This is a genomic window from Sphingobium sp. WR1 (genome assembly GCF_059693745.1).
The window spans coordinates 25,093-46,942 of the sequence record NZ_JCATID010000026.1 but is presented as its reverse complement, the minus strand read 5'-3'; the positions used below and the strand labels follow the sequence as shown (position 1 = coordinate 46,942).

At 64.0% G+C, this 21,850-nt stretch carries 22 protein-coding genes; 15 read left to right on the top strand and 7 right to left on the bottom strand.

Going from position 1 to position 21,850, the window contains the following annotated elements; translation table 11 throughout:
• Positions 1-24 precede the first annotated feature (24 nt).
• From AC58EF_RS23270 to AC58EF_RS23250, 5 genes are read left to right on the top strand one after another with little or no spacing between them, the layout of a single operon-like run.
• Complete coding sequence (locus tag AC58EF_RS23270) at positions 25-438, top strand: hypothetical protein (protein WP_020372088.1); 414 nt, start codon at positions 25-27, stop codon at positions 436-438.
• Between the two features lie 59 nt (positions 439-497).
• Entirely contained in the window at positions 498-1,778 is a 1,281-nt protein-coding gene (locus tag AC58EF_RS23265) for a TolC family protein (RefSeq protein ID WP_029548569.1), read from the top strand.
• Positions 1,778-3,028 carry an efflux RND transporter periplasmic adaptor subunit gene (locus AC58EF_RS23260; protein ID WP_016744737.1) on the top strand — a complete coding sequence of 417 codons (1,251 nt, stop codon included), beginning with the start codon at positions 1,778-1,780 and terminating at the stop codon, positions 3,026-3,028. The genes AC58EF_RS23265 and AC58EF_RS23260 overlap by 1 nt, the downstream gene beginning before the upstream one ends.
• The gene (locus AC58EF_RS23255; protein ID WP_497278859.1) at positions 3,018-6,239 is read left to right on the top strand and encodes an efflux RND transporter permease subunit; all 3,222 of its coding nucleotides are present in this window, start codon (positions 3,018-3,020) and stop codon (positions 6,237-6,239) included. The genes AC58EF_RS23260 and AC58EF_RS23255 overlap by 11 nt, the downstream gene beginning before the upstream one ends.
• A 58-nt stretch (positions 6,240-6,297) precedes the next feature.
• On the top strand, positions 6,298-7,632 hold the full coding sequence (locus tag AC58EF_RS23250; protein ID WP_016744735.1) for an MFS transporter: 1,335 nt from the start codon (positions 6,298-6,300) through the stop codon (positions 7,630-7,632).
• Positions 7,633-7,687: 55 nt separating this feature from the next.
• Here the strand turns inward: AC58EF_RS23250 and AC58EF_RS23245 are convergent, their stop codons facing one another.
• From AC58EF_RS23245 to AC58EF_RS23225, 5 genes are all read right to left on the bottom strand, one after another.
• Complete coding sequence (locus tag AC58EF_RS23245; RefSeq protein WP_016744734.1) at positions 7,688-8,017, bottom strand: DUF6488 family protein; 330 nt, start codon at positions 8,015-8,017, stop codon at positions 7,688-7,690.
• 31 nt (positions 8,018-8,048) lie between these two features.
• Positions 8,049-8,642, bottom strand: a complete 594-nt coding sequence (locus AC58EF_RS23240) for a hypothetical protein (RefSeq protein WP_029548568.1) — start codon at positions 8,640-8,642, stop codon at positions 8,049-8,051.
• Complete coding sequence (locus AC58EF_RS23235) at positions 8,639-9,301, bottom strand: HupE/UreJ family protein (protein WP_016744732.1); 663 nt, start codon at positions 9,299-9,301, stop codon at positions 8,639-8,641. The genes AC58EF_RS23240 and AC58EF_RS23235 overlap by 4 nt, the downstream gene beginning before the upstream one ends.
• Positions 9,302-9,469: 168 nt before the next feature.
• The gene (locus tag AC58EF_RS23230; protein ID WP_046765592.1) at positions 9,470-9,796 is read right to left on the bottom strand and encodes a hypothetical protein; all 327 of its coding nucleotides are present in this window, start codon (positions 9,794-9,796) and stop codon (positions 9,470-9,472) included.
• Between the two features lie 112 nt (positions 9,797-9,908).
• Positions 9,909-10,799, bottom strand: coding sequence for a recombinase family protein (locus AC58EF_RS23225; protein WP_016744730.1), 891 nt, complete (start codon positions 10,797-10,799; stop codon positions 9,909-9,911).
• A gap of 500 nt (positions 10,800-11,299) precedes the next feature.
• Between AC58EF_RS23225 and AC58EF_RS23220 the strand changes: the two genes are divergently transcribed.
• From AC58EF_RS23220 to AC58EF_RS23210, 3 genes are all read left to right on the top strand, one after another.
• Complete coding sequence (locus AC58EF_RS23220) at positions 11,300-12,259, top strand: hypothetical protein (RefSeq protein WP_497278858.1); 960 nt, start codon at positions 11,300-11,302, stop codon at positions 12,257-12,259.
• Positions 12,260-12,654: 395 nt separating this feature from the next.
• A complete protein-coding gene (locus AC58EF_RS23215; RefSeq protein WP_497278857.1) occupies positions 12,655-13,341 on the top strand; it encodes an AAA family ATPase in 687 nt (228 codons plus the stop codon).
• Positions 13,334-13,738, top strand: a complete 405-nt coding sequence (locus tag AC58EF_RS23210) for a hypothetical protein (RefSeq protein WP_208634581.1) — start codon at positions 13,334-13,336, stop codon at positions 13,736-13,738. Before AC58EF_RS23215 ends, AC58EF_RS23210 begins: the two co-directional genes overlap by 8 nt.
• A 43-nt stretch (positions 13,739-13,781) precedes the next feature.
• Here AC58EF_RS23210 and AC58EF_RS23205 read toward each other — a convergent pair whose 3' ends face one another.
• A complete protein-coding gene (locus AC58EF_RS23205) occupies positions 13,782-14,900 on the bottom strand; it encodes a replication initiation protein (protein ID WP_497278856.1) in 1,119 nt (372 codons plus the stop codon).
• Between the two features lie 1,070 nt (positions 14,901-15,970).
• On the opposite strand from AC58EF_RS23205, the gene AC58EF_RS23200 reads away from it, so the two are divergent.
• Positions 15,971-16,165: a hypothetical protein gene (locus AC58EF_RS23200; protein WP_212599167.1), complete on the top strand. Its 195-nt coding sequence runs from the start codon at positions 15,971-15,973 to the stop codon at positions 16,163-16,165.
• Positions 16,166-16,197: 32 nt separating this feature from the next.
• Here AC58EF_RS23200 and AC58EF_RS23195 read toward each other — a convergent pair whose 3' ends face one another.
• On the bottom strand, positions 16,198-16,671 hold the full coding sequence (locus AC58EF_RS23195) for a hypothetical protein (protein ID WP_208634583.1): 474 nt from the start codon (positions 16,669-16,671) through the stop codon (positions 16,198-16,200).
• A gap of 190 nt (positions 16,672-16,861) precedes the next feature.
• Between AC58EF_RS23195 and AC58EF_RS23190 the strand changes: the two genes are divergently transcribed.
• From AC58EF_RS23190 to AC58EF_RS23165, 6 genes are all read left to right on the top strand, one after another.
• Entirely contained in the window at positions 16,862-18,145 is a 1,284-nt protein-coding gene (locus tag AC58EF_RS23190) for a DUF8535 domain-containing protein (RefSeq protein WP_497278855.1), read from the top strand.
• A 168-nt stretch (positions 18,146-18,313) separates the two neighbouring features.
• Entirely contained in the window at positions 18,314-19,957 is a 1,644-nt protein-coding gene (locus AC58EF_RS23185) for a PRTRC system ParB family protein (RefSeq protein WP_497278854.1), read from the top strand.
• A 37-nt stretch (positions 19,958-19,994) separates the two neighbouring features.
• Entirely contained in the window at positions 19,995-20,423 is a 429-nt protein-coding gene (locus AC58EF_RS23180) for a PRTRC system protein E (RefSeq protein ID WP_497278853.1), read from the top strand.
• A 47-nt stretch (positions 20,424-20,470) separates the two neighbouring features.
• On the top strand, positions 20,471-20,677 hold the full coding sequence (locus tag AC58EF_RS23175; protein WP_006954024.1) for a PRTRC system protein C: 207 nt from the start codon (positions 20,471-20,473) through the stop codon (positions 20,675-20,677).
• A 2-nt stretch (positions 20,678-20,679) separates the two neighbouring features.
• The gene (locus AC58EF_RS23170; RefSeq protein ID WP_497278852.1) at positions 20,680-20,904 is read left to right on the top strand and encodes a hypothetical protein; all 225 of its coding nucleotides are present in this window, start codon (positions 20,680-20,682) and stop codon (positions 20,902-20,904) included.
• The gene (locus AC58EF_RS23165) at positions 20,882-21,844 is read left to right on the top strand and encodes a hypothetical protein (RefSeq protein ID WP_497278851.1); all 963 of its coding nucleotides are present in this window, start codon (positions 20,882-20,884) and stop codon (positions 21,842-21,844) included. The genes AC58EF_RS23170 and AC58EF_RS23165 overlap by 23 nt, the downstream gene beginning before the upstream one ends.
• Positions 21,845-21,850 lie beyond the last annotated feature (6 nt).

Below are 21,850 nucleotides of genomic sequence, written 5' to 3'. Positions count from 1 at the left end.
CCTTCACCGGCTAGAACCCCATCCATGCGCATTTCGAGGCTCTTCCTGGCGAACCGGTTTTGGGCGATGTTTTGTATCGCCTTGGCCGTCGTCTTTGCTGGCGCCTCGCTTTCCACGTCTATCGACAAGATCCAGCATGCGCCGGGTGTTTCGTTCGAACACGACCATTCCTTATTCAGCGATGCTTCCATCATACAAGACCATGCCGACGATCATCACGTGCCCCAACCCGGCGACAACGATCCGTCCGACCATCTACCCGGCAGCCATCACCATCATGGCGATGGCGGCTCGGCTGTGCCGGTGACGGCCTCGGCGGATTCCGTCCAAGTCGCTTTGTCCAGCGAACTGCTCGGGCTTGCGCCGGATAACCAGACACCAGGCCTGCGCATTCCCGGCCCCGAACGACCTCCCAAGAGCCTCGCGATCCCAAGCTGAGCCGCCGCGTCATGTGAGGCGCGGCATCTGCCACGCCTGCTCGTGAGGCCGTTCTTGTCATGCTTTCCATCCTCGTTGCGCGCCGACCGGCGCGTTTGCGGCGCGCGCTTGCGATAGGCGCAGCGCTGGCCGCCCTGTCCGCGCCTTCAATCGGCGCGGCGCAGTCCCTCAGCCTGTCGGATGCGCTGTCGCGCGTCGCATCCGGCGATCCTTCCGTCGCAGCGAACGCCGCGCGGCTCCGTGCGGCCGATGCCGCCATTACCCAAGCCGATGTGCGGCCACGCGATGTCGTCGGCGTCGATGTCGAGGATTTCGCGGGCACCGGCCCCTATTCCCCGCTCGAACGATCGCAGACCACCGCCTGGTATGAGCGAACGTGGGAACGCGGCGGCAAGCGCGAAGCCCGCATCGGTGCGGCCCGCTCGGACCTGGGCATCGCTGTCGAGCGCAACCGCCTACGGATGCTCGACCTCTTGGCCCAGGTGCAAGCCGCCTGGGTCGATGCGCTGGCAGCCGAAGCAGTGATCTCTATTGCCGAACAGCGCCTCGCCGCCGCCCAGCGCGTGGAAGCGGAGACCGGCCGCCGTGTCGGGCGCGCGCTCGATCCGCTGTTCGCGGGCGAACGGGCGAGGACCGCCGTGGCGCAAGCCCGCATCGCGCTCGATCAGGCGCGGGAGACTGCGCGGATCGCCCGCGCCAGTCTCGCTGCCTTCTGGGGCGGCACGGCCGATTACAGTCTCGATCCCTCGCCGTTCGGGATCGCTACCCCCGGCGCGACGGCGGCCGAGGACAGTCCCGACCTCGCCCTGCTCGCCGCCGAGCGCGACGCTGCCGGTGCCCGCGTGCGGCTTGCGGAGACCGGCAATGCCGGCGACCCGACCGCGCGGGTTGGCGTTCGCCATTTCGGGCAAGGCAATGACGTGGCGATTATAGTTGGCGGCTCGATCCCGCTCGGCAACCGCGCCGCCAATCGCGGCAATGTCGCGCGCGCCAATGCCGAAGCTCAGGCCGCCGAAGCCGAGATCGCCGTCGCGCGGGTGCAGGTGCGGCGTGAAATCGACCGGCTGACAGCCGAACGGGCGAGCCTTGCCGCCGAGATCGTCCGGATCGAACGCGAGGTTCTGCCGAGCGCGGAGCGCGCGGTGGTGCTGGTGCGCGATGGTTTCGCGCGCGGCGGCACCGCCTTCACCTTCCTCGAAGTCAACCAGGCCCAGCAGGCCGTCGTCGATGCCCGGTCCCGCCGGGTCGAGCTGCTGCGCCGCTTCCATCTCGATGGCGCCCGGCTCGACCGGCTGACCGGTCGCCATGCCTCCCTCCTTGCCAGCGCGGAGAACCGCTGATGACACGATCCTTCCTTTTCGCGGGCTCGCTGCTCGCTCTTTCCCTGCTCGCCGGATGCGGCGAGTCCCCTGCCACCAAGGAGGCGGCCGAACCCAAGGCGGCCGCTGCCGCCGACGACTATGAACGCGGGCCGCATCGCGGGCGAATGCTGCGCGACGGCGATTTCGCGGTCGAGATCACCATCTTCGAGGATGGCGTAGATCCCGAGTTCCACGTCTATGCCTACCGGAAAGACAAGCCCATTCCGCCAGGCGAAGTCCAGCTTGCGATCGAGCTGTCGCGCCTTGGCGGCAAGGTCGATCGTTTTGCCTTCACCCCGCAGGAGGACTATCTGCGCGGCGGCGGTGTGGTGATCGAGCCTCATTCGTTCGACGTGAAGGTGCGCGCGGTCGAAGGCGGCCGCACGCACAACTGGACCTACGCCTCCTATGAGGGCCGGACGACGATTTCGGCCGAGGCGGCGCGGGCCGGAGGCGTCAAGACCGAGCGCGCGGGTTCCGCGACCGTTGCCGAGCTGATCGACATGGGCGGGCGGATCGAGATCACGCCCGAAGGCAAGGCCGATGTCCGCGCCCGGCTTCCCGGCCAGATCGTCTGGATGACCGGCAAGCTGGGCGATCGGGTCAGCCGGGGGCAGACACTCCTGCGCGTCGAGTCCAGCCATTCGCTCCAGACCTACGCGGTGCCGGCGCCGATCAGCGGCACCATCATCGAGAAGAACGCCAATGTCGGCGACACCACCGGCGACCGGGCGCTGTTCGTGGTTGCCGATCCCACGAAGCTCCATGCCGAGTTCTTCGTCTATCCCCGCGACGCCGAGCGCGTGCGCGTGGGCCAGCGGGTGAGCGTGCGAAGCCTGTCGGGCGAAGCGAAGCTCGACGCGCCCGTGGAAGCCGTGCTGCCGACCGCGGACGTCGCCAGCCAGACGATGATGGCGCATGTCCATCTGCCGCCCGAAGCGTCGCGAACCTTCCGCCCCGGCATGGGCGTCGAGGGATCGTTCGCCGTGGCCGAAGCGCAAGTGCCGCTCGCGGTCAGGACCAAGGCCATCCAGCGGTTCCGCGATTTCGAGGTGGTCTATGCCAGGGTCGGCAACACCTACGAGGTGCGGATGCTGGAGATCGGGCGGCGCACGCCTGAATGGACCGAAGTGCTCGGCGGCCTCGAACCCGGCACCGAATATGTGACCGACGGCGCTTTCCTGATCCGCGCCGACATCGACAAGTCGGGGGCCAGCCATGACCACTGAGACCGCCACCCACAAGCATACGCCCTTGCTTGAACGCCCACCTCTTCTGGAAAAGATTGTCGCCTCCGCGATCCGCTTCCGCTGGGCCGTGCTGGTCGTTGTCGCGCTGCTCTGCGGCATCGGCGTCTGGGCCTTCCAGCGCCTGCCGATCGACGCGACGCCGGACATCACCAACGTCCAGGTGCAGATCAACAGCGAAGCGACCGGCTTCTCGCCGCTCGAAGCCGAGCAGCGCGTCACCTTCCCGGTCGAGACCGCGATCGCCGGTTTGCCGGGCCTGCAATATACCCGCTCGATCTCGCGCTACGGTCTTTCCCAGGTAACGGCCGTGTTCGAGGACGGCACCAATATCTACTTTGCGCGCCAGCTCATCAACGAACGGCTCCAGACGGCGCGCGACCAGCTTCCCGATGGCGTCGCGCCCGAGATGGGGCCGATCGCCACCGGGCTGGGCGAGATCTTCATGTATACGCTGGAAGCGGCGCCGAATGCCCGCAAGCCGGATGGGAGCCGCTATACACCCGAAGATCTGCGCACGCTTCAGGATTGGGTGATCCGGCCCCAGCTCAGGAACACCCCCGGCGTCACCGAGGTCAACAGCATCGGCGGCTATGAGCGACAGTATCATGTGACGCCGCTGCCTGACCGGCTCTCGGCCTATGGGCTTACTCTCAACGATGTTGTCGAGGCATTGGGGCGCAACAACGCCAATGTCGGCGCGGGCTATGTCGAGCGCTACGGCGAGCAATATCTGGTCCGCGTGCCGGGCCAGGCGTCGGGCATCGACGATCTCAAGTCGATCATCGTAACCAATCGGGGCGGGATACCGATCCGCGTGGCCGATGTCGCCGATGTCGGCATGGGCGAAGAACTGCGCACCGGCGCGGCGACCGAGAACGGCCAGGAAGTCGTGCTCGGCACCGTGTTCATGCTGGCTGGTGAGAACAGCCGGATCGTCGCGCGCGCGGCCGCCGCGCGGCTCGAGGAAGCGGCCAGGGCGCTCCCGGCGGGCGTGAAGGCCGTGCCGATCTACGATCGCACCGATCTCGTCGAACGGGCGATCTGGACCGTCGAGAAGAACCTGCTCGAAGGTGCGCTGCTGGTGATCGTCGTCCTGTTCCTGCTGCTCGGCAATATCCGCGCGGCGCTCATCACGGCGGCGGTGATCCCGATTACCATGCTGATGACCATCACCGGCATGGTGCGCGCGGGCGTCTCGGGCAATCTCATGAGCCTGGGCGCGCTCGACTTCGGGCTGATCGTCGATGGCGCGGTCATCATCGTCGAGAACTGCCTGCGCCGGTTCGGCGAGGCACAGCACCAGCTAGGGCGGCTGCTGAAACGCGAGGAACGCTTCGCGCTCGCCGCGTCGGCGACGTCGGAGGTCATCCGGCCGTCGCTGTTCGGGATGCTCATCATCGCTCTGGTCTATGTGCCGATCTTCGCGCTCACCGGCGTCGAGGGGAAAATGTTCCACCCGATGGCGATCACCGTCGTCATGGCGCTGACCTTCGCGCTGATCCTGTCGCTGAGCTTCGTGCCGGCGGCAGTCGCGCTGTTCGTCACCGGCAAGGTTGAGGAGAAGGAAAGCCGTCTGATGGGCTGGGCGCGCAAGGTCTATGCGCCCGCGCTCGATGCCGCCCTGCGGCTCCGGGTTGCGTTCGTCGCGGGCGCGGTGGCGCTGGTCGCCATCGCGGGCTTTGCCGCGACGCGCATGGGATCGGAGTTCGTTCCCAATCTCGACGAGGGCGACATCGCGCTCCACGCCCTGCGCATCCCCGGCACAAGTCTCAGCCAGGCGATCCAGATGCAGACCACGCTCGAAGCGCGATTGAAGCGGTTCCCCGAGGTCGAGCGGATCGTCGCCAAGATCGGCACCGCCGAAGTGGCGACCGATCCGATGCCCCCTTCGGTCGCCGATACCTTTATAATGCTCAAGGATCGCAGCGAATGGTCGGACCCGCGCAAGCCCAAGGCCGAGCTGGTCCGCGAGATGCAGGAAGCCGCCGCGACCATTCCCGGCAACAATTACGAGTTCACCCAGCCGATCCAGATGCGATTCAACGAACTGCTGTCGGGCGTCCGGGCCGATGTCGCGATCAAGGTGTTCGGCGACGATCTCGATCAGTTGTTGGAGATCGGTCAGGCCGTCGAAGGCGTGGTGAGCGGCATCGAGGGCGCGCAGGATGTGAGCGTCGAGCAGGTTACGGGGCTGCCCGTCCTCCAGATCACGCCCGACCGGGCGGCGCTGGCGCGGCTCGGCCTCAACATCGGTGATATCCAGGAGGTGGTGGCGGTCTCGATCGGCGGCCGGGAGGCCGGGCGGATATTCGAGGGCGACCGGCGCTTCCCGGTGATCGTGCGATTGCCCGAGGACATCAGGAGCAAGGCCGACGAGATCGGGCGCTTGCGGATTCCGCTGGCAGGCAATGGCGCCAACCCGCGCGGGTTCGTGCCGCTCGCCGATGTCGCCAAGGTCGAGGTGGTGATCGGACCCAACCAGATCAGCCGCGAGGACGGCAAGCGCCGCGTCGTCGTGACCGCCAACGTGCGCGGGCGCGATCTCGGCTCGTTCATCGAGGAGCTTCAGCAAAAGGTGGACGCCGAGGTCGAAGTCCCCTCCGGCTATTGGGTGAGCTATGGCGGTACGTTCGAGCAATTGATCTCGGCGGCCGAGCGGCTGCGCCTGGTGGTGCCCGCCGCGCTGCTGCTGATCTTCGGCTTGCTCTACGGCCTGTTCCGATCCGCCAGGGATTCCGCCATCGTCTTCTCCGGCGTGCCGCTGGCGCTGACCGGCGGCGTGGCGGCGCTGCTGATCCGGGGTATGCCGCTCTCGATCTCGGCGGGTGTCGGGTTCATCGCGCTCTCGGGCGTGGCGGTCCTGAACGGCGTGGTGATGCTAAGCTTCATCCGGCAGCTCCGCGCCAGTGGCAACGGCCTTGAGGATGCGATCCGCGAAGGCGCCCTCACCAGGCTGAGACCCGTGCTGATGACCGCGCTGGTGGCAAGCCTCGGGTTCGTGCCGATGGCGTTCAACGTCGGCGCGGGCGCGGAAGTGCAGCGGCCGCTCGCAACAGTTGTGATCGGCGGCATCATCTCCTCGACACTGCTGACGCTGCTGGTCCTGCCCGCGCTCTATCGCCTCGTGCATGGCCGCAGGGCCGAACCCGAAACGCGAACGCCGCCGGACATGGCGCCCGCCATAAACTGACCCATGCCGCTCCCATGCGTCGATCGCGCATGGGAGCGGACAGTCTGAGGAATTGCCCATGCTCTCGGTTCTCGCCAATCGCACCTACCGCCACCTGTTCCTGGCGCAGATAATCGCGCTGGTCGGCACCGGCCTCGCCACGGTCGCGCTCGGCCTGCTCGCCTATGACATCGCCGGGGCCGATGCGGGGGCCGTGCTCGGCACGGCGATGGCGATCAAGATGATCGCCTATATCGGCGTCGCCCCGGCCGTCGGCGCCTATGCGAGCCGCTTGCCGCGCCGCAGCTTCCTTGTCGCGATGGACGTGATCCGTGGGCTGGTCGCGCTGGCGCTGCCGTTCGTCGATCAGGTCTGGCAGGTCTATTTCCTGATCTTCGTGCTGCAATCAGCCTCGGCCGGATTCACGCCCACCTTCCAGGCCACCATTCCTGACGTGCTGCCCGACGAGAAGGACTATACTAGCGCATTGTCGCTCTCGCGCCTCGCTTACGACATGGAAAGCCTGACCAGCCCGATGCTCGCCGCCGCGCTGCTGACGGTGATGAACTTCCACTGGCTGTTTTCGGGCACCGCGATCGGCTTTGCCTGCTCGGCGCTGCTGGTCCTGACGACGGTTCTGCCGCGTGCTGCCGCCGCCAAGCCAAAAGGCGGCATCTACGACAACACCACGCGCGGCGCCCGGCTCTATCTCAAGACGCCCCGGCTGCGCGGGCTGCTGGCGGTGACGCTCGCCGCCGCCGCCGCGAGCGCGATGGTGATCGTCAATACGCCGGTGCTGGTGCAGGCGGCGCTCGGGTTGGGGCAACGGGAGGTGGCGATCACGCTCGCCGCGTTCGGCGGCGGCTCGATGTTGGCCGCGCTGCTGCTGCCGCGCCTGCTCGACAAGCTGCCCGACCGCACGGTGATGCTTGCGGCGGCCTCGGCAATGACCATCGCGCTGGCCGCGCTGGCTCTCTCATGGCGCGGTCATGCCTCGCCCGGCTATTGGAGCGTCATTCTCGCGGGGTGGGCGGTGCTCGGCATTGCCTATTCGGCGAGCATCACGCCGGGCGGCCGCCTGTTACGACGATCGTCGGGCGAAGCGGATCGGCCCGCCCTGTTCGCCGCGCAGTTCGCGCTCAGCCATGTGTGCTGGCTCGTCGCCTATCCGCTGGCTGGCCAGACCGGCGCGCAGGGTGGCATGGGCCTGGCGTTCGCGGTCGCCGCCGCGCTGTCGCTGATCGGCGTGGGACTAGCGTTCCTGATCTGGCCAAAGGAGGATGCCGACGTGGTGGAGCACGATCACGCCGCCCTTCCGCCCGACCATCCCCATCTCGCCGAAGGCCATCCGCAGGGTCGCGCGGCCCATATATTCGTGATCGACGAACTGCATCCGCACTGGCCGATCCGATAGGATCGCGGAGTCGGAAAAGCGGACGCCGGGGGATGGCCCCGGCGTCCTTGCAGGGTCAAGGCTGGCGGAAGTCGCCCAAGACGAACTGGCCGCCTGCCGTCAGCACGACATGGAACAGCTTGCGCGCCGCATTCGGTTCGGCTTCGTTGCGAAAGGTCACGATCGTCTGGCGCTGACCCTGGCTGGTGCGCTCGCGCGTGCCGGCAACGGTCGCCTTCGACCAGCTCGCCGGCAGCTTCGCCTGGCTGATGAGCCGCACCACATTGTCGCGGGCGGTCTGCTGGGGGGTGCGCGCCTCATGCTCCTCGTCGTCATGGTCGGGATGGGCGAGCGCCGGGGCAGCATGGAGCGCGAAGGCGGCAAGAGCGATAAGAGCAATACGCATGGAAATATCCTTTTCAGATTGGAAATGAGGTTCAGGGAAGCGCGGCGAACTTCTCGAAGTCGCCGGTTGCGGTCACGGTGATGGTGACGGGCTGGTCGGTGCGGTTCTTCCAATACCAGCCATGCGTGCCGTCGAAGGGCGCGCGGAACTTGCCCGATGCGCCAGCCGAGCTGCCTTTCTCATAGCTCGTATAGTCGTCGCTCGCAGCGCCTGCCGGCTCGCCGTGCAGCTCGAAACGGACCTCCGCGCCATCCGTGGCCCAGCGATAGTCGAACTCGCCGCCCGCCTTCATGGTCGCCTTGACCTCACGGCCTTCATTGGGAGCGAGCGTCAGCTTCACCTCGACGGGTTCCCCGGCCTTCAGCGCGGGCGCCGGGGATGCGGCGGGCGCTGCGGCCACGGGCGTCGCCGGGACGGCATGGCTTGCGGCTTCCGCCCGCTTGACCTTGCCCATCTCGGTCAGCCCGAGCAAGCGGCCGACGCCGGTGGGATCGACGCCATATTCGGCCGGAAGCACGGTCGTCACGAGAATGACGGCGGCGGCTCCGAGAGCGATCAGGGTCGCGCGGTTGAGCTGGCGCAGGCTCGGCAACTCCCCGATGCCGGGTTGCGGAACTTGGTTCATGATGCGGCTCCTTCCAGAGCAAAGCCCGCGAGCTGATAGCCGGTGAGCACGAAGCCCGCGGTCATCAGCACGACGTTGGCGGTGAAGGCATGGGCCGAAAAGCTGCGCGTGCGCCGCCAGTAGCCCATGACGATAAGGATGGCGGCGAGCGCGAGGATCTGCCCGATCTCGACGCCGACATTGAACGAGAGGAGATTGACGATCAGCCCATCCGGGGACAGCGAGAAGTCTTGTAGCTTGGTCGCAAGGCCGAAGCCGTGGAACAGGCCGAAGATCAGCACCGCCGCCTTGGTATTGGGCTGGACGCCGAACCATCGCTGGAACGCGCCGAGGTTGTCGAGCGCCTTGTAAACGACCGACAGGCCGATGATCGCATCGACCAGATAGGCGCTGACATTCGTGCCCATGAGGACGCCCGCGATCAGCGTCGTCGAGTGACCGATCGCGAACAGCGTCACATAGGCGGCGATGTCCTTCATCCGGTAGAGGAAGAAGATCACGCCGAACAGGAACAGCAGATGGTCGTAGCCCGTCACCATATGCTTGGCGCCGAGATAGAGGAACGCGCCGATCTGTGGCCCGCTCGTCTGTTCGATATAGCCCTGATCGCCCTCGGCGACGCCGTGCGCGAAAGCCGCGCCAGCGAAGGAAAAGGCCATCAGGGCAAGGAGGACCGTGCGGCAAATCGCCGGAGGTCTGGCCCGTAAGGAATTCATGACATGACTTTCCTGAGCGCCGGACGGGCAAGCGGCCCGCCAGGCACATGCCTGGAGAAACGGCGCGAAACAAACCCGCACCGCGTTCACGCGGCGGCTGCCGCATCAGGCTCAGGCGGCGGGTGGCTCGAGCAGCGGCGCGAGAACGGCCGATGGCAGTTGCGGTTGGTTGTGCGGCCAGTGTCGGGGCGCTCGGTCAAGCCTCGTCGCCGGGACCGGCGCCGCATACGCGAGCCGGTCGACGAGCAGATGAACATGGGCGCTGGTCCCATCCGATTCATGATCGGTATCGGGCGCATCGCTAGGGCTATGGCCATGCCCGGCATGATGATGTTCGGCCGTGAGCGCGTGATCGTGGCTGATCGACGCGATCGGACCGCCGTGGGAGAAAGCCAGCGTCAGCACGAACAGCAAGGAAAGTAGCCGGACGATCAACATAGCAAGGTCGAGAGGCCTTTCCTTCCAAAGTGTTCTTAAGCCCGAATCCTGCGAACTTCGCAATTCCTGACCGCGCTTATCTGCGAATTATTCGCAAAAAGGAAGCTCTGGATCAATCCTGGAGCAATTGCAGCTTCTGCGCTTGCCCAATCACCCGCCGCACGCCCTCGGGCGACCATGCCAATCCGCCGCGCGGCGTTGGCTCACGCAGATCTCGGGTCAGCCAGGACGCAATGTCCCGTAACGAGGAATCCGGATGCGTTTTCAGGCGATCGGCGACAAGCCGCGCGACCCGCGTATCAGGCGGCAGGCGCGGTGCCTGGTCAAGGATGATTGCATCGGCATAGCCGGCCTTTACCAGGGCTCGGCACGCTTTCACCAGAGTTCGCTCGCTGAACGAGCGCACGGGTGGCGTGATGGCGCGGATTTGCCGTAGGACTAGTGCCCAAGGCAGATGCGGCCGCAATCTGGCAACCGTCGGCAACCAGCGGTGCCGATCGTCGATCAACTCATTGAGATAGCGTTCCTTGAGGCTGTAGCGGATATCGGCGATCGCCGCCGGATCGCGTGCGCGCATCTTCGGGTTTCCAGGTTTAGCTCCTCGTGCAACGGCCGCCTTAAGACCGGCGCGGGTCCGCTCGCGGATCAGCGCACGCTCGAACTCCGCGAAGGCGCCGAGCATTTGCGTCATCAGCATGCCCTGCGCGCTCGATGTATCGATCGGATCGTTGATCGAGCGAAAATAGGCGCCCTTCCCCCTCAGGGTCTCCACGATCTCGAGCAGATGCGAAAGCGATCGTGCCAAACGGTCGATCCGAACCACCAGCAACGTATCGCCATGCCCGACGCGTGCGAGCGCACGCGCGAGGTTCGGACGATCGCGGCTGCCCCCGCTCGCCTTGTCCTCGAGGATCACCGTGCAGCCTTCGGCGCGCAGCGCACTGAGCTGGATGGCCGTGTCCTGCTCGTCGGTCGAGACCCGCGCGTAGCCGATCAAAGCCATTTGTCACATTCCATATAACGGGGTCAAACGACCGGTTGCCCCCATATGATATGAATTCGAGGACCTTATGGCCAGCTTTGATTGAGGTGGTCGAGTTCGATCGGCCCATCTCGACGGCCACAGAACCCGCTGTCAGCCCGGCTCTCCCGCGCGGACAGGCAGCGTCGGCTTTCACATCCTGGCGAGCTCGAAAATGCGGGCAGTCTGCGGGGTTTTCTCGGCAGAGGCCGCACCAGTCCGGGGGTTTGCTACCCAGAATCCGGCGGTTTGGGGACAATCTGGCGCGCTACGTCGCGCGGTAAGCCAGAGTCCGGTCGTATGGGGAAACCGACAGTGCCGAGGCTTAGCGCGACGACATTTTATTGTATAGAGTGTTGATAACGATCCATTATCAACACTATGTATCAGGGCACACTTTACCCAAAGGTCATTTCAGTTCACTATTGGTTATGGAAAGGCGCCCTGCCCCGGCCCGCTACGGCCCCGACTATACCCCGAAAATGGTCGCGGCGATAGCATCGTGTTCGCTGGCGATCGGTCGGCTCGATGCGCGGTTTATCGTCAGTCCGGTGGCAAAGCCGTGGGCGATGCGGGCGGCCTGGACCGGCTACGCGAAGGCACTGCAACTACAGTCGGCCGAGATTGAGGAAATTGATGTATTTTCGTGGGGATGTGGGCTCCCCCTCCCCGGTCGCCCTCCTCTCCCCAGCCACCTTGACCTGTTCGACCGCTTCGCCGAATGGCGCGCGTCTCTCGATGCAGATGCGCTCTCCTGGCGCGACGCGCTCCCTACCGCTATCGGCGAGCCGGGCGAGGCCAAGGACCACCCTCCCCTGGTTCGCGCGCTCGACACCGTGCGCCAGCTCGCACGGATCGACCACAGCATCATGGCCTGGCTCGGCCTGGCATTCGCGCTGCGCGACCACGGCCTCGCCGCCAGCCCCCTGCCCTGCCTCGCGGGCGGCGCCAAGGCGTTCCGGATGAAGCGGAGGCCGGATGCCGATGATTGGTTGGCGGTGCTGCGCGCGCTCGAAAGCGCGGCCCGGATCGGCCTTGAAAGGCTGCACGGCCTTGAGCGTCATTATCGCGATGCCCAGCGGGCGATTGCGGCCGAGTATCGACCTGGCGCACTCCCTGCGTTACTGGCGCTTATCCAGTATCGGCCGCTCATCTCCCCGCAATCAGTTGCAGAGCTGCTCTCCATGAGCATCGCCGGAGCGAGCAAGCTGATCGAGCGCGCTTCTATGGCAGGCCTTCTCGTAGAGATCACCCAGCGGCGGAGCTGGCGTCAATATCTGACTCCCGACCTCGCTGCGGATTTTGGCTATCTACCGGCGAAGCGGGGGCGGCCTACCAAAGAGCGCCCTCCCCTTCCCCTCGATCGCGATCTTGCTTCTGTCTTCGATGCGTTCGACAGGGAAATGGCAGCAATAGACAATCTCCTCACCGGTGTGCGCTAGCCCAATTTGCGGCACCCTGCACTTCGGCATTCGGAGAAACTGGCAGTTTATCAACTATTTAGGTTTGTGCCGCGTCATGTGCTGCATATACCACCGCGTTTTGTAGGGCACGATGTAACGCGCTGTGTGCTGCGCCGGTGTCTGCGTATGCGCCCTTGCCCGCGCTTGCGTCTGCCCGTCCCACCGCGCTGTCGCCTGCGCTGCTACCATGTGACGGTGATGTATATGTACACGCGCCGCAGCAGGCGCACTCGTATGTGGGCGCGCGGCATGCTTGCACCGCGCACATACACGCGCTATCACCGTCGCATACGGATGGTGCCGCGCATCCTTATGCGCGGTCGGCTACTGCCGCGCGGGCGAACGCGCGACCTTGTATTGGAGGAGTTTAACGAATGCCGGTCATCACCATCGCACAGAGCAAAGGAGGTGCGGGCAAAACCACGCTCGCGCTCGCGCTCGCATCCGAATTTGAGGCGCTTGGCGGCTCCGTATTCATGCTCGATGCCGACCGCCAGAATAGCCTGTTAAACTGGCACCGCGATCGCCGCGAAGAGGGGAGGGGAGGGGACTCCCTCATAACCGTCGAGGATGCCTCCCAGATCCGTGACGGCGAGATCGGCGCCGCAATCAAAAGAGCAAGGGAAAACGCACAACTGGTGATCGTGGATTCTGAAGGCACGTCCAACTTCAAGACCGCATATGCCGCGATGGACTCTGACTTTGTCGTGATACCGACCCGCTCCTCGCGCCTCGACCTAGAAAGGACCGTCGAAACTAGCGAAATGCTGCAAAAGATGGGTGGCGGAGTGCCATACCGAGTGCTCATTACCCAAACCGGGCAGGTCGCGCGCTCGCGCGCCGAGTGGGAAATCGATGCCCAAATCGGCAGTGCATTGCCGATATTCAAGGAACAAATGCACACGCTCGATGCGTTCCGCGCCATGTCGAATTTCCGCATGACCCTCGCGGAAGTGGAGCAAGCCGGTCTCGCCAAAACCGAAAAAGCCCGGCGAATAGCCCAGAGCATCCTCGCCGACGTCCTCGGCGAAATTCAGAACAAGGAGGCGTCCAATGGCTGAACCCAAACCCGCAGCCCCGGCCATGGGTGACATCATCGGCAAAACCCGGCAACGGCTCGAAACGCACGACGATCCAACCGAACGCCTGAAGAGCCTGATCGCGTCCACACCGCCAGCGGGCGCAGCAGTCGATCAAACGCCGATCCGGGAACCAGTCCGACCAACTCCCCCCGCAAATTACTTCCCGCAAGTACAGGCAGACACCGCCGCAATTCCCAAGCGCAAACCAATGCGCGGTCCGGCGCGGACCAAGCACATCACCATGCGTCTCTCGCAACCTGAACGGGACAGGCTCGTCATCTGGTGCGAAGCCAGAAATCTCAGCCTCCCCGATGGGATCATCGCCTTGCTCGATCTCGCCGAAGGGGAGGGCGCTCCTGGACCGGGGCCGGTCTGAGGCTCGGGGTCCGTTTATATGAGTGATCGGGGGCAGGGGTCCCCTATGCACGCCCACGTTGCTGCACGAAGGATTTACAAAACCCCTCCCACGACTTGTAAAGTGCATCCCCAACCAGGTTATCCAGTCGAGAACCCATCGTCTTGCGATACCCGCTCGCAATGAGATCCTTGTCCCAACCGCCGCCATAATCCGCAACGATCGTCAACAAACGCGTGTCGGGGCAGAAGTGCAGAGAATCGCGGGGAAACGGCTTACGCTCGATAATCTTCGGCCGATCCGCGATCGCCATCGTCTCCACCGTGCCCTCACGCCGCGCGCGCCGACCAACCCTGGGACGATCCAACTCGCGCGCGGTTTCCTCCTGATCCTCAAGATCCTTGGGGTGAAACATCAGTTTCACGGCCTCGACCGGCCGACCGCGGCCCGATCCCCGGATTTCCTCCCATTCAACCGTAAAATCCGCCAGCTGATCGATCTCCGCCTTCGACTTCGCCAGCACATCGCGCCGGAACTCGGCAAAGTTCTTGAAGCTGCCGTCAGGAACTCCAAGCTTCCGCCGCAATTCATCGACTTTCATTTTGTACACCCGGTTCTGCCGATTGATGATCAGACACCCCAGATCGTAAAGGGAGAGAGCGTAGCGAGACTGCAGCGCAAGCATCACACCGAGATTCACGCGCGCATAATAGTCCGAGCGCTGCAACACGCGCTTGAAATTATCCGAGAACTGAAATTCGACGACGCTCATCCCGTCTTCGGAAATTTCCTCGACACAGCTCGCTAGCAACGACTGCGACATCACCGCAGGTTTACCCTTCGACGTCGTCGTTCGGATACGAACAATGACCCGAAGCAATTCATCCATCACGGTCTGAATACGCTCATTACCCTTGTGGGAGCCTCGAAGCTCCTTCTTCGTAATAACGAACGTCTTGTCTTCATAGGCTTCCGGACCAGCCTTGCGCAGCATCAACGCGAAAGCTTTGCGCGCAGCAGCGCCAAGCGAGCCGGTCTCGAACTCAGACTCGACCAATTCGCCGGGTTTGCTTACAAAATCGAGATCACGGCGGCGAATCACATCCGCAACGCGCAGCGTCCGGCTCAGACTCTCCAGCCCTGATGTTACCTCGATTTCCGATATGTCCGAATCGAGCTTCATATGAGTTGCATACCATCAACGTGTCATAAAGAGAACCCACCCCCATTTACTCACATAGACAAACCCCCGCCGACTCATGAGAAGAGGGCAGGGCACTCTGTCGCCAGCCCCCTGGTCCTCACATAAACGCGCCGCGAAACCCGCAGAAATACACGGGTTTAGGAGCGCCCCCGATTCCTCACATAAACACGATCGATTGGCCCAGATCAGTTGCCGCAAGACGAGACAGTGCGCCCCCCAGCGACTCACAATAACGCCGCGCCAAGCTGCTGATCCGAATCGGTTTTTCGGGGCACCCCCGTCCACTCATATAAACGCCGATCGAAAGGACTGACCGCTTACCACTGCAAGCCCAGACGCCCCCGATCGCTCATATAAAGAACCGCACGACCGGCGTCAGCCAATCCCGACCGCCACCATCGCCCTCAAAATCGACCCCAAATCCAGCGCAGTCGGCGAACGAAACGATTCATTGGGCTGAATCAAACCCTTCCAGAGGCCACTTCATATCGAATCCCGGCCACCCCCAATCGCTCACATAAACCCCCGGGCGCTCATCCAGTTGCCCCCTTGCGCTCGCATTAATGCCCCCTTGCGCTCACGCTAAAGCCCCCACCGGCTCATATAGAGGCATATCAACGCATTGAGTTTCAACGACTAAATGGTCCTGAATCTTAGAATCATGAATCTATAGAAGCTCCCGCGCTCCGCTTGGGCGTTTTTATAAGATGATTCTTTAAGGGAGATGCAACCGCGAGGTTGGCTCCCGAACCACCGGCCTGCCCAATCGAACGCTGTAACCCACAGCGCATCAAGCAACGGCGCTAGCACTCTGATTACGCTAGAGGCAGCAAACTGTCGACCATCGCAGCGTACATCGCCTCCACCTCGGTTTGCGACGCAACGCGGCTATCAGGGCTATCAACTGGCGCTGTCCGCCACGACATTCCTCCCATGACGCGCTTCGAGCGACTTCAAGGTCCGAATAAGGGGAGGGGGGAGGGCGGCTCACTGCCCAATGCAGGGTTTGCAATTGTCCCTCACCCTTATTCTGATGAAAGGCCCCTGCTATGCCGACTACTGCGGGATCGACCGCCGAGCGCAAACTCAACAGCTTCCAGCGGGCCTGGGAATATGCCTGCCGTCGGAGCGAGCGGGCCGGCTATCCCCAGACCATCGTACGAACAGGGCTTGTCGAACAGCCCTTCCTGGTCACCACAACGCCAGACGACGACGCTGAGATTGCTGCGCAGGTTATGCCGTGACGGAATACCCCACCCGGCAACCTGCCATTCTCTTAACCGGCTGGAGCCCGGAACGTCCGCCACGACCGACCAAGCGGAAACGACGGCGCGAACGCGCCGACCGGGCCGTCCGGTTCCGGCGAAATATAGGGCGAGATCGGATCGTTCACGGCATGGTGGCGCGCTACGCTGCCCCGTGCCTTCAGGATCGCGGCAAGCCATTCGAGATCGTCGAGCATATGAGACGCACCGCGTCCCGCGAGCGCGTAGTAGATCGAGCGCTGATAATCATCGCCGCGCTCTCCCAGAATCCGGCCCAGCTTTCGCCGACCGTCTGGATGGCGGGTGCCGACAAGATGCACAGCCTCGAGCAGCTCCACCACCGAATAATAAGCGTCGTTCGCTTCGACACCGATCGACAGCGCCGCGATTGCCCGGCGTTCCGGACGCTGCACATGATCCAGCGACGCATCGACAAGCGTGATGTCGATATCGATCCGGCCAGGCAGTTTCTTCGGGCTGCTCATGTGACATCTCCTAGACAAGCAATTATCGGAACATAGCACGAACAAGGCCAATCGACCAGAGCAACTTCCTCCAGACTGTTTATCAAGCGAAACACCATGTGTTATGCTCCCCACCGAACGCCAGTGGACAGGAGAATGCGCATGCTGAGAGCATCAGCGGCATGCCCCCGATGTCGCCCTGGATCGTTCCGTGTGGCTGGTTGATCGCGGGGGCAGGGGCCACCAACGAATCCCGATCGATCCGCTCGTTCGCGACGCGCTCGTGCGATGGTACATCGGGAAGGGAAACCACCACGACGAGGAAGCGGGCGTCGTCTTGGTGCAACAGGCCAGGCTCGGCGACATGTGGATCGCTTGTGACTGCCTGGGCGCCCAAGTCGCTCCGCCGTTGATGACGCCGGCCTATCTCAGCGAAGCGGAAACCTTCTACCTCAGACGCCTGACGGGTCCGGGACGACCCGAGCATCGCCTCGATTGTCCATTCTTCCATGCCCAGGCCGCGCCCGGACACATGGCGGCCGCCGATCCGGTTCGACCAGTCGACCGCCCCGAGGGCTATTTTTCGGTACTTAAGAGCGCTCCGGTTCGCCTTGCCCGCGCGCCCGAAGACAGCGCAGGCGGTCGTGTGCGCCAACCGCATATCCCGCGGCTTGCCCGATTGATGTGGCGGCTGATCGATCTCGCCGGTCGCAACCAGGCCATGCTGTCGCCCAGTGGCGAACGCGGCATCGCCAGCGAATTCGCAGCAATCCAGCAAGCCGCCGGTCATATCGAAGTTGCGCCCGGCGTCGAGTTGGCGAGAGTGTTATGGACGCACGGTTCAGCCTTCCGGCATCGGCGCGTCTATGCCGGTATTCGCGCGCTTGCTTCCCGCTGGCCCCGCGGACACGCCCCGCAAGGATTTCTCCTGCTGTTTGCCAACGGCATTGAGGGCAATGTTATCCATGCCGCCGGCTGCGATCCCATCGAAGTCGCGACCCGCATCCAGCACCCATCGATTCATGGCACGCCCGTCGCCGGCCCCTATCTGGCGCTGATCGTCATCGGCGAGCTGCCGCAAGTGAAGGGCTATGCGCCGCTGCGGGCCTATGCTCAGCCCATCTATTCGGGACAGCGCTTCATACCCGTCGATTCCGATTTCGAACGCACCGTCCTGCGCGATCTGTTGCGGATTCAACACCGGCTTGACGAACATCGTTACGACAGCGCGATCACTAAGCCCCTGTTCGACATCCAGACGCCCGCCGGGAACTGCCGGCCCGACTTCATCATCGAAACATATTCTCGTGAAACAGGCGAGAACCGCATCGCCATAGTCGAGGCGATGGGCTTCGACACGGACGCCTATCACGACGCCAAGGCGATCACCCATCCGCGCATGGAAAAGATCGCTCCGGTCATCGACATCAATGATACCGACCTACGCGACGGCGCACTGCAAGCGCGTCTGCTGGACTTGATCACCAGCGCCTGAAGCCGCGGATGCGGGCTCCCTTTTTGCCAAACGCCGGAAATCGACCAACCCGCTCTGAGGCCCGATGGGCCACGAGAGGCAAGGGGGAGGGGAGCGGATTGGACTCGCCGGATTGAAGCTGCACGGCCGCGAAGGACGGGTCCGCGACATTCCGCAAGGAGACGTGCCTTGGACGCACCAGAACCCGTTCCCGAAATCACTCTGCCGCTTTCCAAAATCATCAAAGGAGATAATCCGCGCCGCTATTTCGACCGCGCGAAGCATGAAGAACTCGTAGCGTCCATCCGTCGGCGCGGCGTCTTGCAACCGATCCTGCTTAGACCAAAGGACGGATTCTTCGCAATCGTCGCGGGCGAACGTCGTTATCGCGCCTCGCTCGAGGTCTATGGCCCGGAAGGCGAAATCCCGGTCGTCATTCGCGAGATGACCGATCGGGAAGCCCTCGAAGCCGCAATCGCAGAGAACCACGATCGCGACAACGCATCGGAGACCGAACAGGCCGATGCAGCAGTGCGGGTGCTCGCGGCATGCCAGGGTGACCGCGCGGAAGCCGCAAAGCGTCTCGGATGGTCCCGCACCATGTTCGATCGCCGGCTCGCCCTCGCTGAACTATCCGAACCGGTCAAAACGGCCCTGGACGAACGCCGTATCAAAGTCGGTCATGCCGAACTGCTCGCCGCGGTGCCGAAAGACAAGCAGGACAAGGCGCTCGAAACCATTCTCACCGCGCAGCTCGACGTCGCCAAGACACAGGAGCTTCTCAAGCGGGTGACACAGGACCTTGCGTCTGCCTGTTTCGACAAGAGCGAATGTACCAAGTGCCCCTATAATTCCGCCACCCAGCGCGCGCTCTTTGAGACCCATGTCGACGACGGATACTGCACCAACGCCGGATGCTTCCAGATCAAGACCGAAGCTGCCGAGGTCATCCGTTTCGAAAAGGAGGCCCAGGCCGAAGCCGCGGCAAGAGCCGCTCTCGCGACGTCTGCAGACGATGAGGGGGAAGACACCGCTGATACCGAACTTGATACCGCGCCGCCCGCAGCCTCGCAGGATGGGGAAGGGGAGGGCGAGCCACCTTCGATCCAATCCGAAGCAAATCCATCGTCGGCGCCAGCTCCGGTCAGCCCGGCAAAAGCCTCGCAAAGCGCCCCGAAACCCGGTGTGACGGCCAAGTCGCTCGCCGCGCGCACGAAGGAGCTTCGCGAAGCGACCTGGCGGACCGCGCTTGCCCGTGCGCTCGCAGGCAACGCAGATCACGCCCGGACGACCATCCTGGTTGCCGCGATGTCCGGCTCGCTGTCCCAGATCAAGGCCGAGACGCTGACGTCGCGCGCCAGTCTGCTTGTCGGCGATAATTTCCGGGATCTCGATTATGCGAACAGGATCGTCCAAATCCAGGCGCTGTCCGATGCGCGCTCGGCGAACATCCTGTCCGTCATTGGCGCGGCTTACGCCAAGGACGTCCTCAACTTCAGCCACGTCGCGGATCTCGCGCGGGTGTTCGGGGTCGATCTGCGCGACAGCTGGCAGGTCGATCAAGCGTTTCTCGAGCGATACACCAAGGACGAACTCAGCTTCATCGCTCAGGAATGCGGCCTCGTTGCCCATATCGGCGCCAAGTCCTTCGCGCGCCTCCTCGCCTCCAAGAAGACGGAACTCATCACCGGCATGCTCAACCGTATCGGGTTCGACTGGGCCGGACGACTGCCCGGCGCAATGACCCTCGACAGCACCTACGGCCAGCCGCCGCCGGACCCGACACCAGTTCCTGATGAAACCCCCGCGAACGTCGCCGAACTCGTTGCCTGATTACCCACCCGTTCCCCACACGAAAGGACTGAACACCATGCTTGTCACAAGCCTGCTGCCGCTGCTCGCCCGCTATTCGCTTGCTTTCGACCTTGTCGCCGGACCTGACGACACGGTCACGCTGACGATCATCCCGCGCAAAGCCGAGGGCGCTACCGCTACGCTCGACACAAGCGAGACACGCCCGATCGCCATCACCGCAAGCGCCGCCGAGATCGATGCCGAACTCGCCAGGGGAGCCGAAGGCGCGCTCGGTCAACTCATCGCCGCACGCAAGACGCTCGCCGACCAACTGGCCGGACAGCGCGAGGTCGCCGAAGCCGCCAGGACGGCCGCGATCGAGGCCGCTAAAGCGAAGTCGGCCTCAACGCCCAGGCCCTCGGCATCGACAACCGCGGCAAAGACCCCGGCTCCGGCCACACCCCCCGCGGACGCCAAAGCGGACGAGCCCGCCAGCCTCTTCTGACCCCGGTCATTCTCCCATCTCAACGATCAGCCAACAGGAGACCTTCAATGCAGATCAACCAGCTCGAACGCACCTACCGCTACGATGGCATCGACTTGCCGGTCCCGCCCCATCTCGCGGGCGATCCTCGTGCGCTCCGCGCCTACCATGCGACCCTCTACCCGGCGATCCTCAATGCCGAGATGGCCGACGCCGGCGTGATCGGCGGCGCGCACGTGACCGAATATCGCCGCGCGGTCGGCACCAAGGGCTGACCATGGGCCGCCGCAAGTCCGCGCCCATACCGCCCGCACCCCGAAAAACCCTGCTCGAATGGATCGAATGCGATGATGGCGACACTCCCGGAACCCAGCTCCCCGCCTGCAGCCTCAAGGCCCAGGCGCTCCACGCGCGGATCGGCACAAATCCAACCCTGGCGGGGCTTGGTATCTCCGAACCGATCCACGCGCCGAGAGGCCTTGCACTCCCGCCGCTCGGCTGAACTTGCCGGGCGGTCACCCGCGGTTTCGAGGGACATTCCGGTCCTGTTCGATTGTCCGCTGGCGCCCCACCACAAGCTGATCGGTCAATGGGTCGCGGCGCGCACTCCGGGCTCACAAAGCCTCACCCGCCCAGAAGCGCGGCGCCATATCGAACGGGTCTTCAGCGAGGCGGTTCACGATGTCCTCGGCGCAATCGACATGGTGGACCTGCGCACGGTCGTTCTCCACGGGCACGATCACGGACCGCCGGCAATCGCAATCATCTGCGATAGTCTCGGCCAGCTCGACCTTGGCTGGATCGAAACCGGGGATGCACCCATCCGCTGGCGCGCCGCGATCTACAAGGCACTGGGAGAGACATTGCGCCGCGCCCTGCCGATCTTCGGATACGACGACCTCTTCGAAGAAGTGTCGATGTACTACTGGGAAGGCGAGACCGACGACGAATCCGCCCGGCAGTCCATGATCGACATGTACGGTCCGGACGAGATCGAAAATAGCGAAATGACCCTGCCGTCGACCATGAACGCACGGCGTCCCGAATGGATGATCTCAGCCAATGCCGCGCGTCCCTCGCGGCTCCCGGCCCGATTGCGCCAACTGCTGAGCGAACTGCACGATGCCCACGACGCACTCGCACAGAGCCCGCGGGAATTGAATGCCTGGGACTACGATATCGAGACGGTCTTCGAATATGTTCCCGGCATCGAGGAATGCGCGACCCTGCCGCCGCTGACCCTCGTTCCCTTCGACCAGTTCGCGCGTGAACTCGACGATGTCGGCCGCCACGGCATGGAAATGGGCTTCATGGACTTTTGCGGCCTGTGCCCGCTGCCCGACGCCGACCGCATCGACGACTGGTTTGCCACATTGCGCGCCGGCACCCGCTTCCTCGCCTGCGCCCAGGCCCTGCTCCAGTTCGACCCGGCAAGAAAGTGAGCCCGT

Coding starts and splice junctions, on each gene's coding strand:
- AC58EF_RS23270 (WP_020372088.1), top strand. CDS start 25: ATGCGCATTTCGAGGCTCTTCCTGGCGAACCGGTTTTGGGCGATGTTT.
- AC58EF_RS23235 (WP_016744732.1), bottom strand. CDS start 9,301: ATGGCCTTTTCCTTCGCTGGCGCGGCTTTCGCGCACGGCGTCGCCGAG.
- AC58EF_RS23260 (WP_016744737.1), top strand. CDS start 1,778: ATGACACGATCCTTCCTTTTCGCGGGCTCGCTGCTCGCTCTTTCCCTG.
- AC58EF_RS23205 (WP_497278856.1), bottom strand. CDS start 14,900: ATGAAGCTCGATTCGGACATATCGGAAATCGAGGTAACATCAGGGCTG.
- AC58EF_RS23195 (WP_208634583.1), bottom strand. CDS start 16,671: ATGAGCAGCCCGAAGAAACTGCCTGGCCGGATCGATATCGACATCACG.
- AC58EF_RS23245 (WP_016744734.1), bottom strand. CDS start 8,017: ATGCGTATTGCTCTTATCGCTCTTGCCGCCTTCGCGCTCCATGCTGCC.
- AC58EF_RS23230 (WP_046765592.1), bottom strand. CDS start 9,796: ATGTTGATCGTCCGGCTACTTTCCTTGCTGTTCGTGCTGACGCTGGCT.
- AC58EF_RS23180 (WP_497278853.1), top strand. CDS start 19,995: ATGCTTGTCACAAGCCTGCTGCCGCTGCTCGCCCGCTATTCGCTTGCT.
- AC58EF_RS23265 (WP_029548569.1), top strand. CDS start 498: ATGCTTTCCATCCTCGTTGCGCGCCGACCGGCGCGTTTGCGGCGCGCG.
- AC58EF_RS23170 (WP_497278852.1), top strand. CDS start 20,680: ATGGGCCGCCGCAAGTCCGCGCCCATACCGCCCGCACCCCGAAAAACC.
- AC58EF_RS23215 (WP_497278857.1), top strand. CDS start 12,655: ATGCCGGTCATCACCATCGCACAGAGCAAAGGAGGTGCGGGCAAAACC.
- AC58EF_RS23200 (WP_212599167.1), top strand. CDS start 15,971: ATGCCGACTACTGCGGGATCGACCGCCGAGCGCAAACTCAACAGCTTC.
- AC58EF_RS23175 (WP_006954024.1), top strand. CDS start 20,471: ATGCAGATCAACCAGCTCGAACGCACCTACCGCTACGATGGCATCGAC.
- AC58EF_RS23225 (WP_016744730.1), bottom strand. CDS start 10,799: ATGGCTTTGATCGGCTACGCGCGGGTCTCGACCGACGAGCAGGACACG.
- AC58EF_RS23220 (WP_497278858.1), top strand. CDS start 11,300: ATGGTCGCGGCGATAGCATCGTGTTCGCTGGCGATCGGTCGGCTCGAT.
- AC58EF_RS23250 (WP_016744735.1), top strand. CDS start 6,298: ATGCTCTCGGTTCTCGCCAATCGCACCTACCGCCACCTGTTCCTGGCG.
- AC58EF_RS23255 (WP_497278859.1), top strand. CDS start 3,018: ATGACCACTGAGACCGCCACCCACAAGCATACGCCCTTGCTTGAACGC.
- AC58EF_RS23240 (WP_029548568.1), bottom strand. CDS start 8,642: ATGAACCAAGTTCCGCAACCCGGCATCGGGGAGTTGCCGAGCCTGCGC.
- AC58EF_RS23210 (WP_208634581.1), top strand. CDS start 13,334: ATGGCTGAACCCAAACCCGCAGCCCCGGCCATGGGTGACATCATCGGC.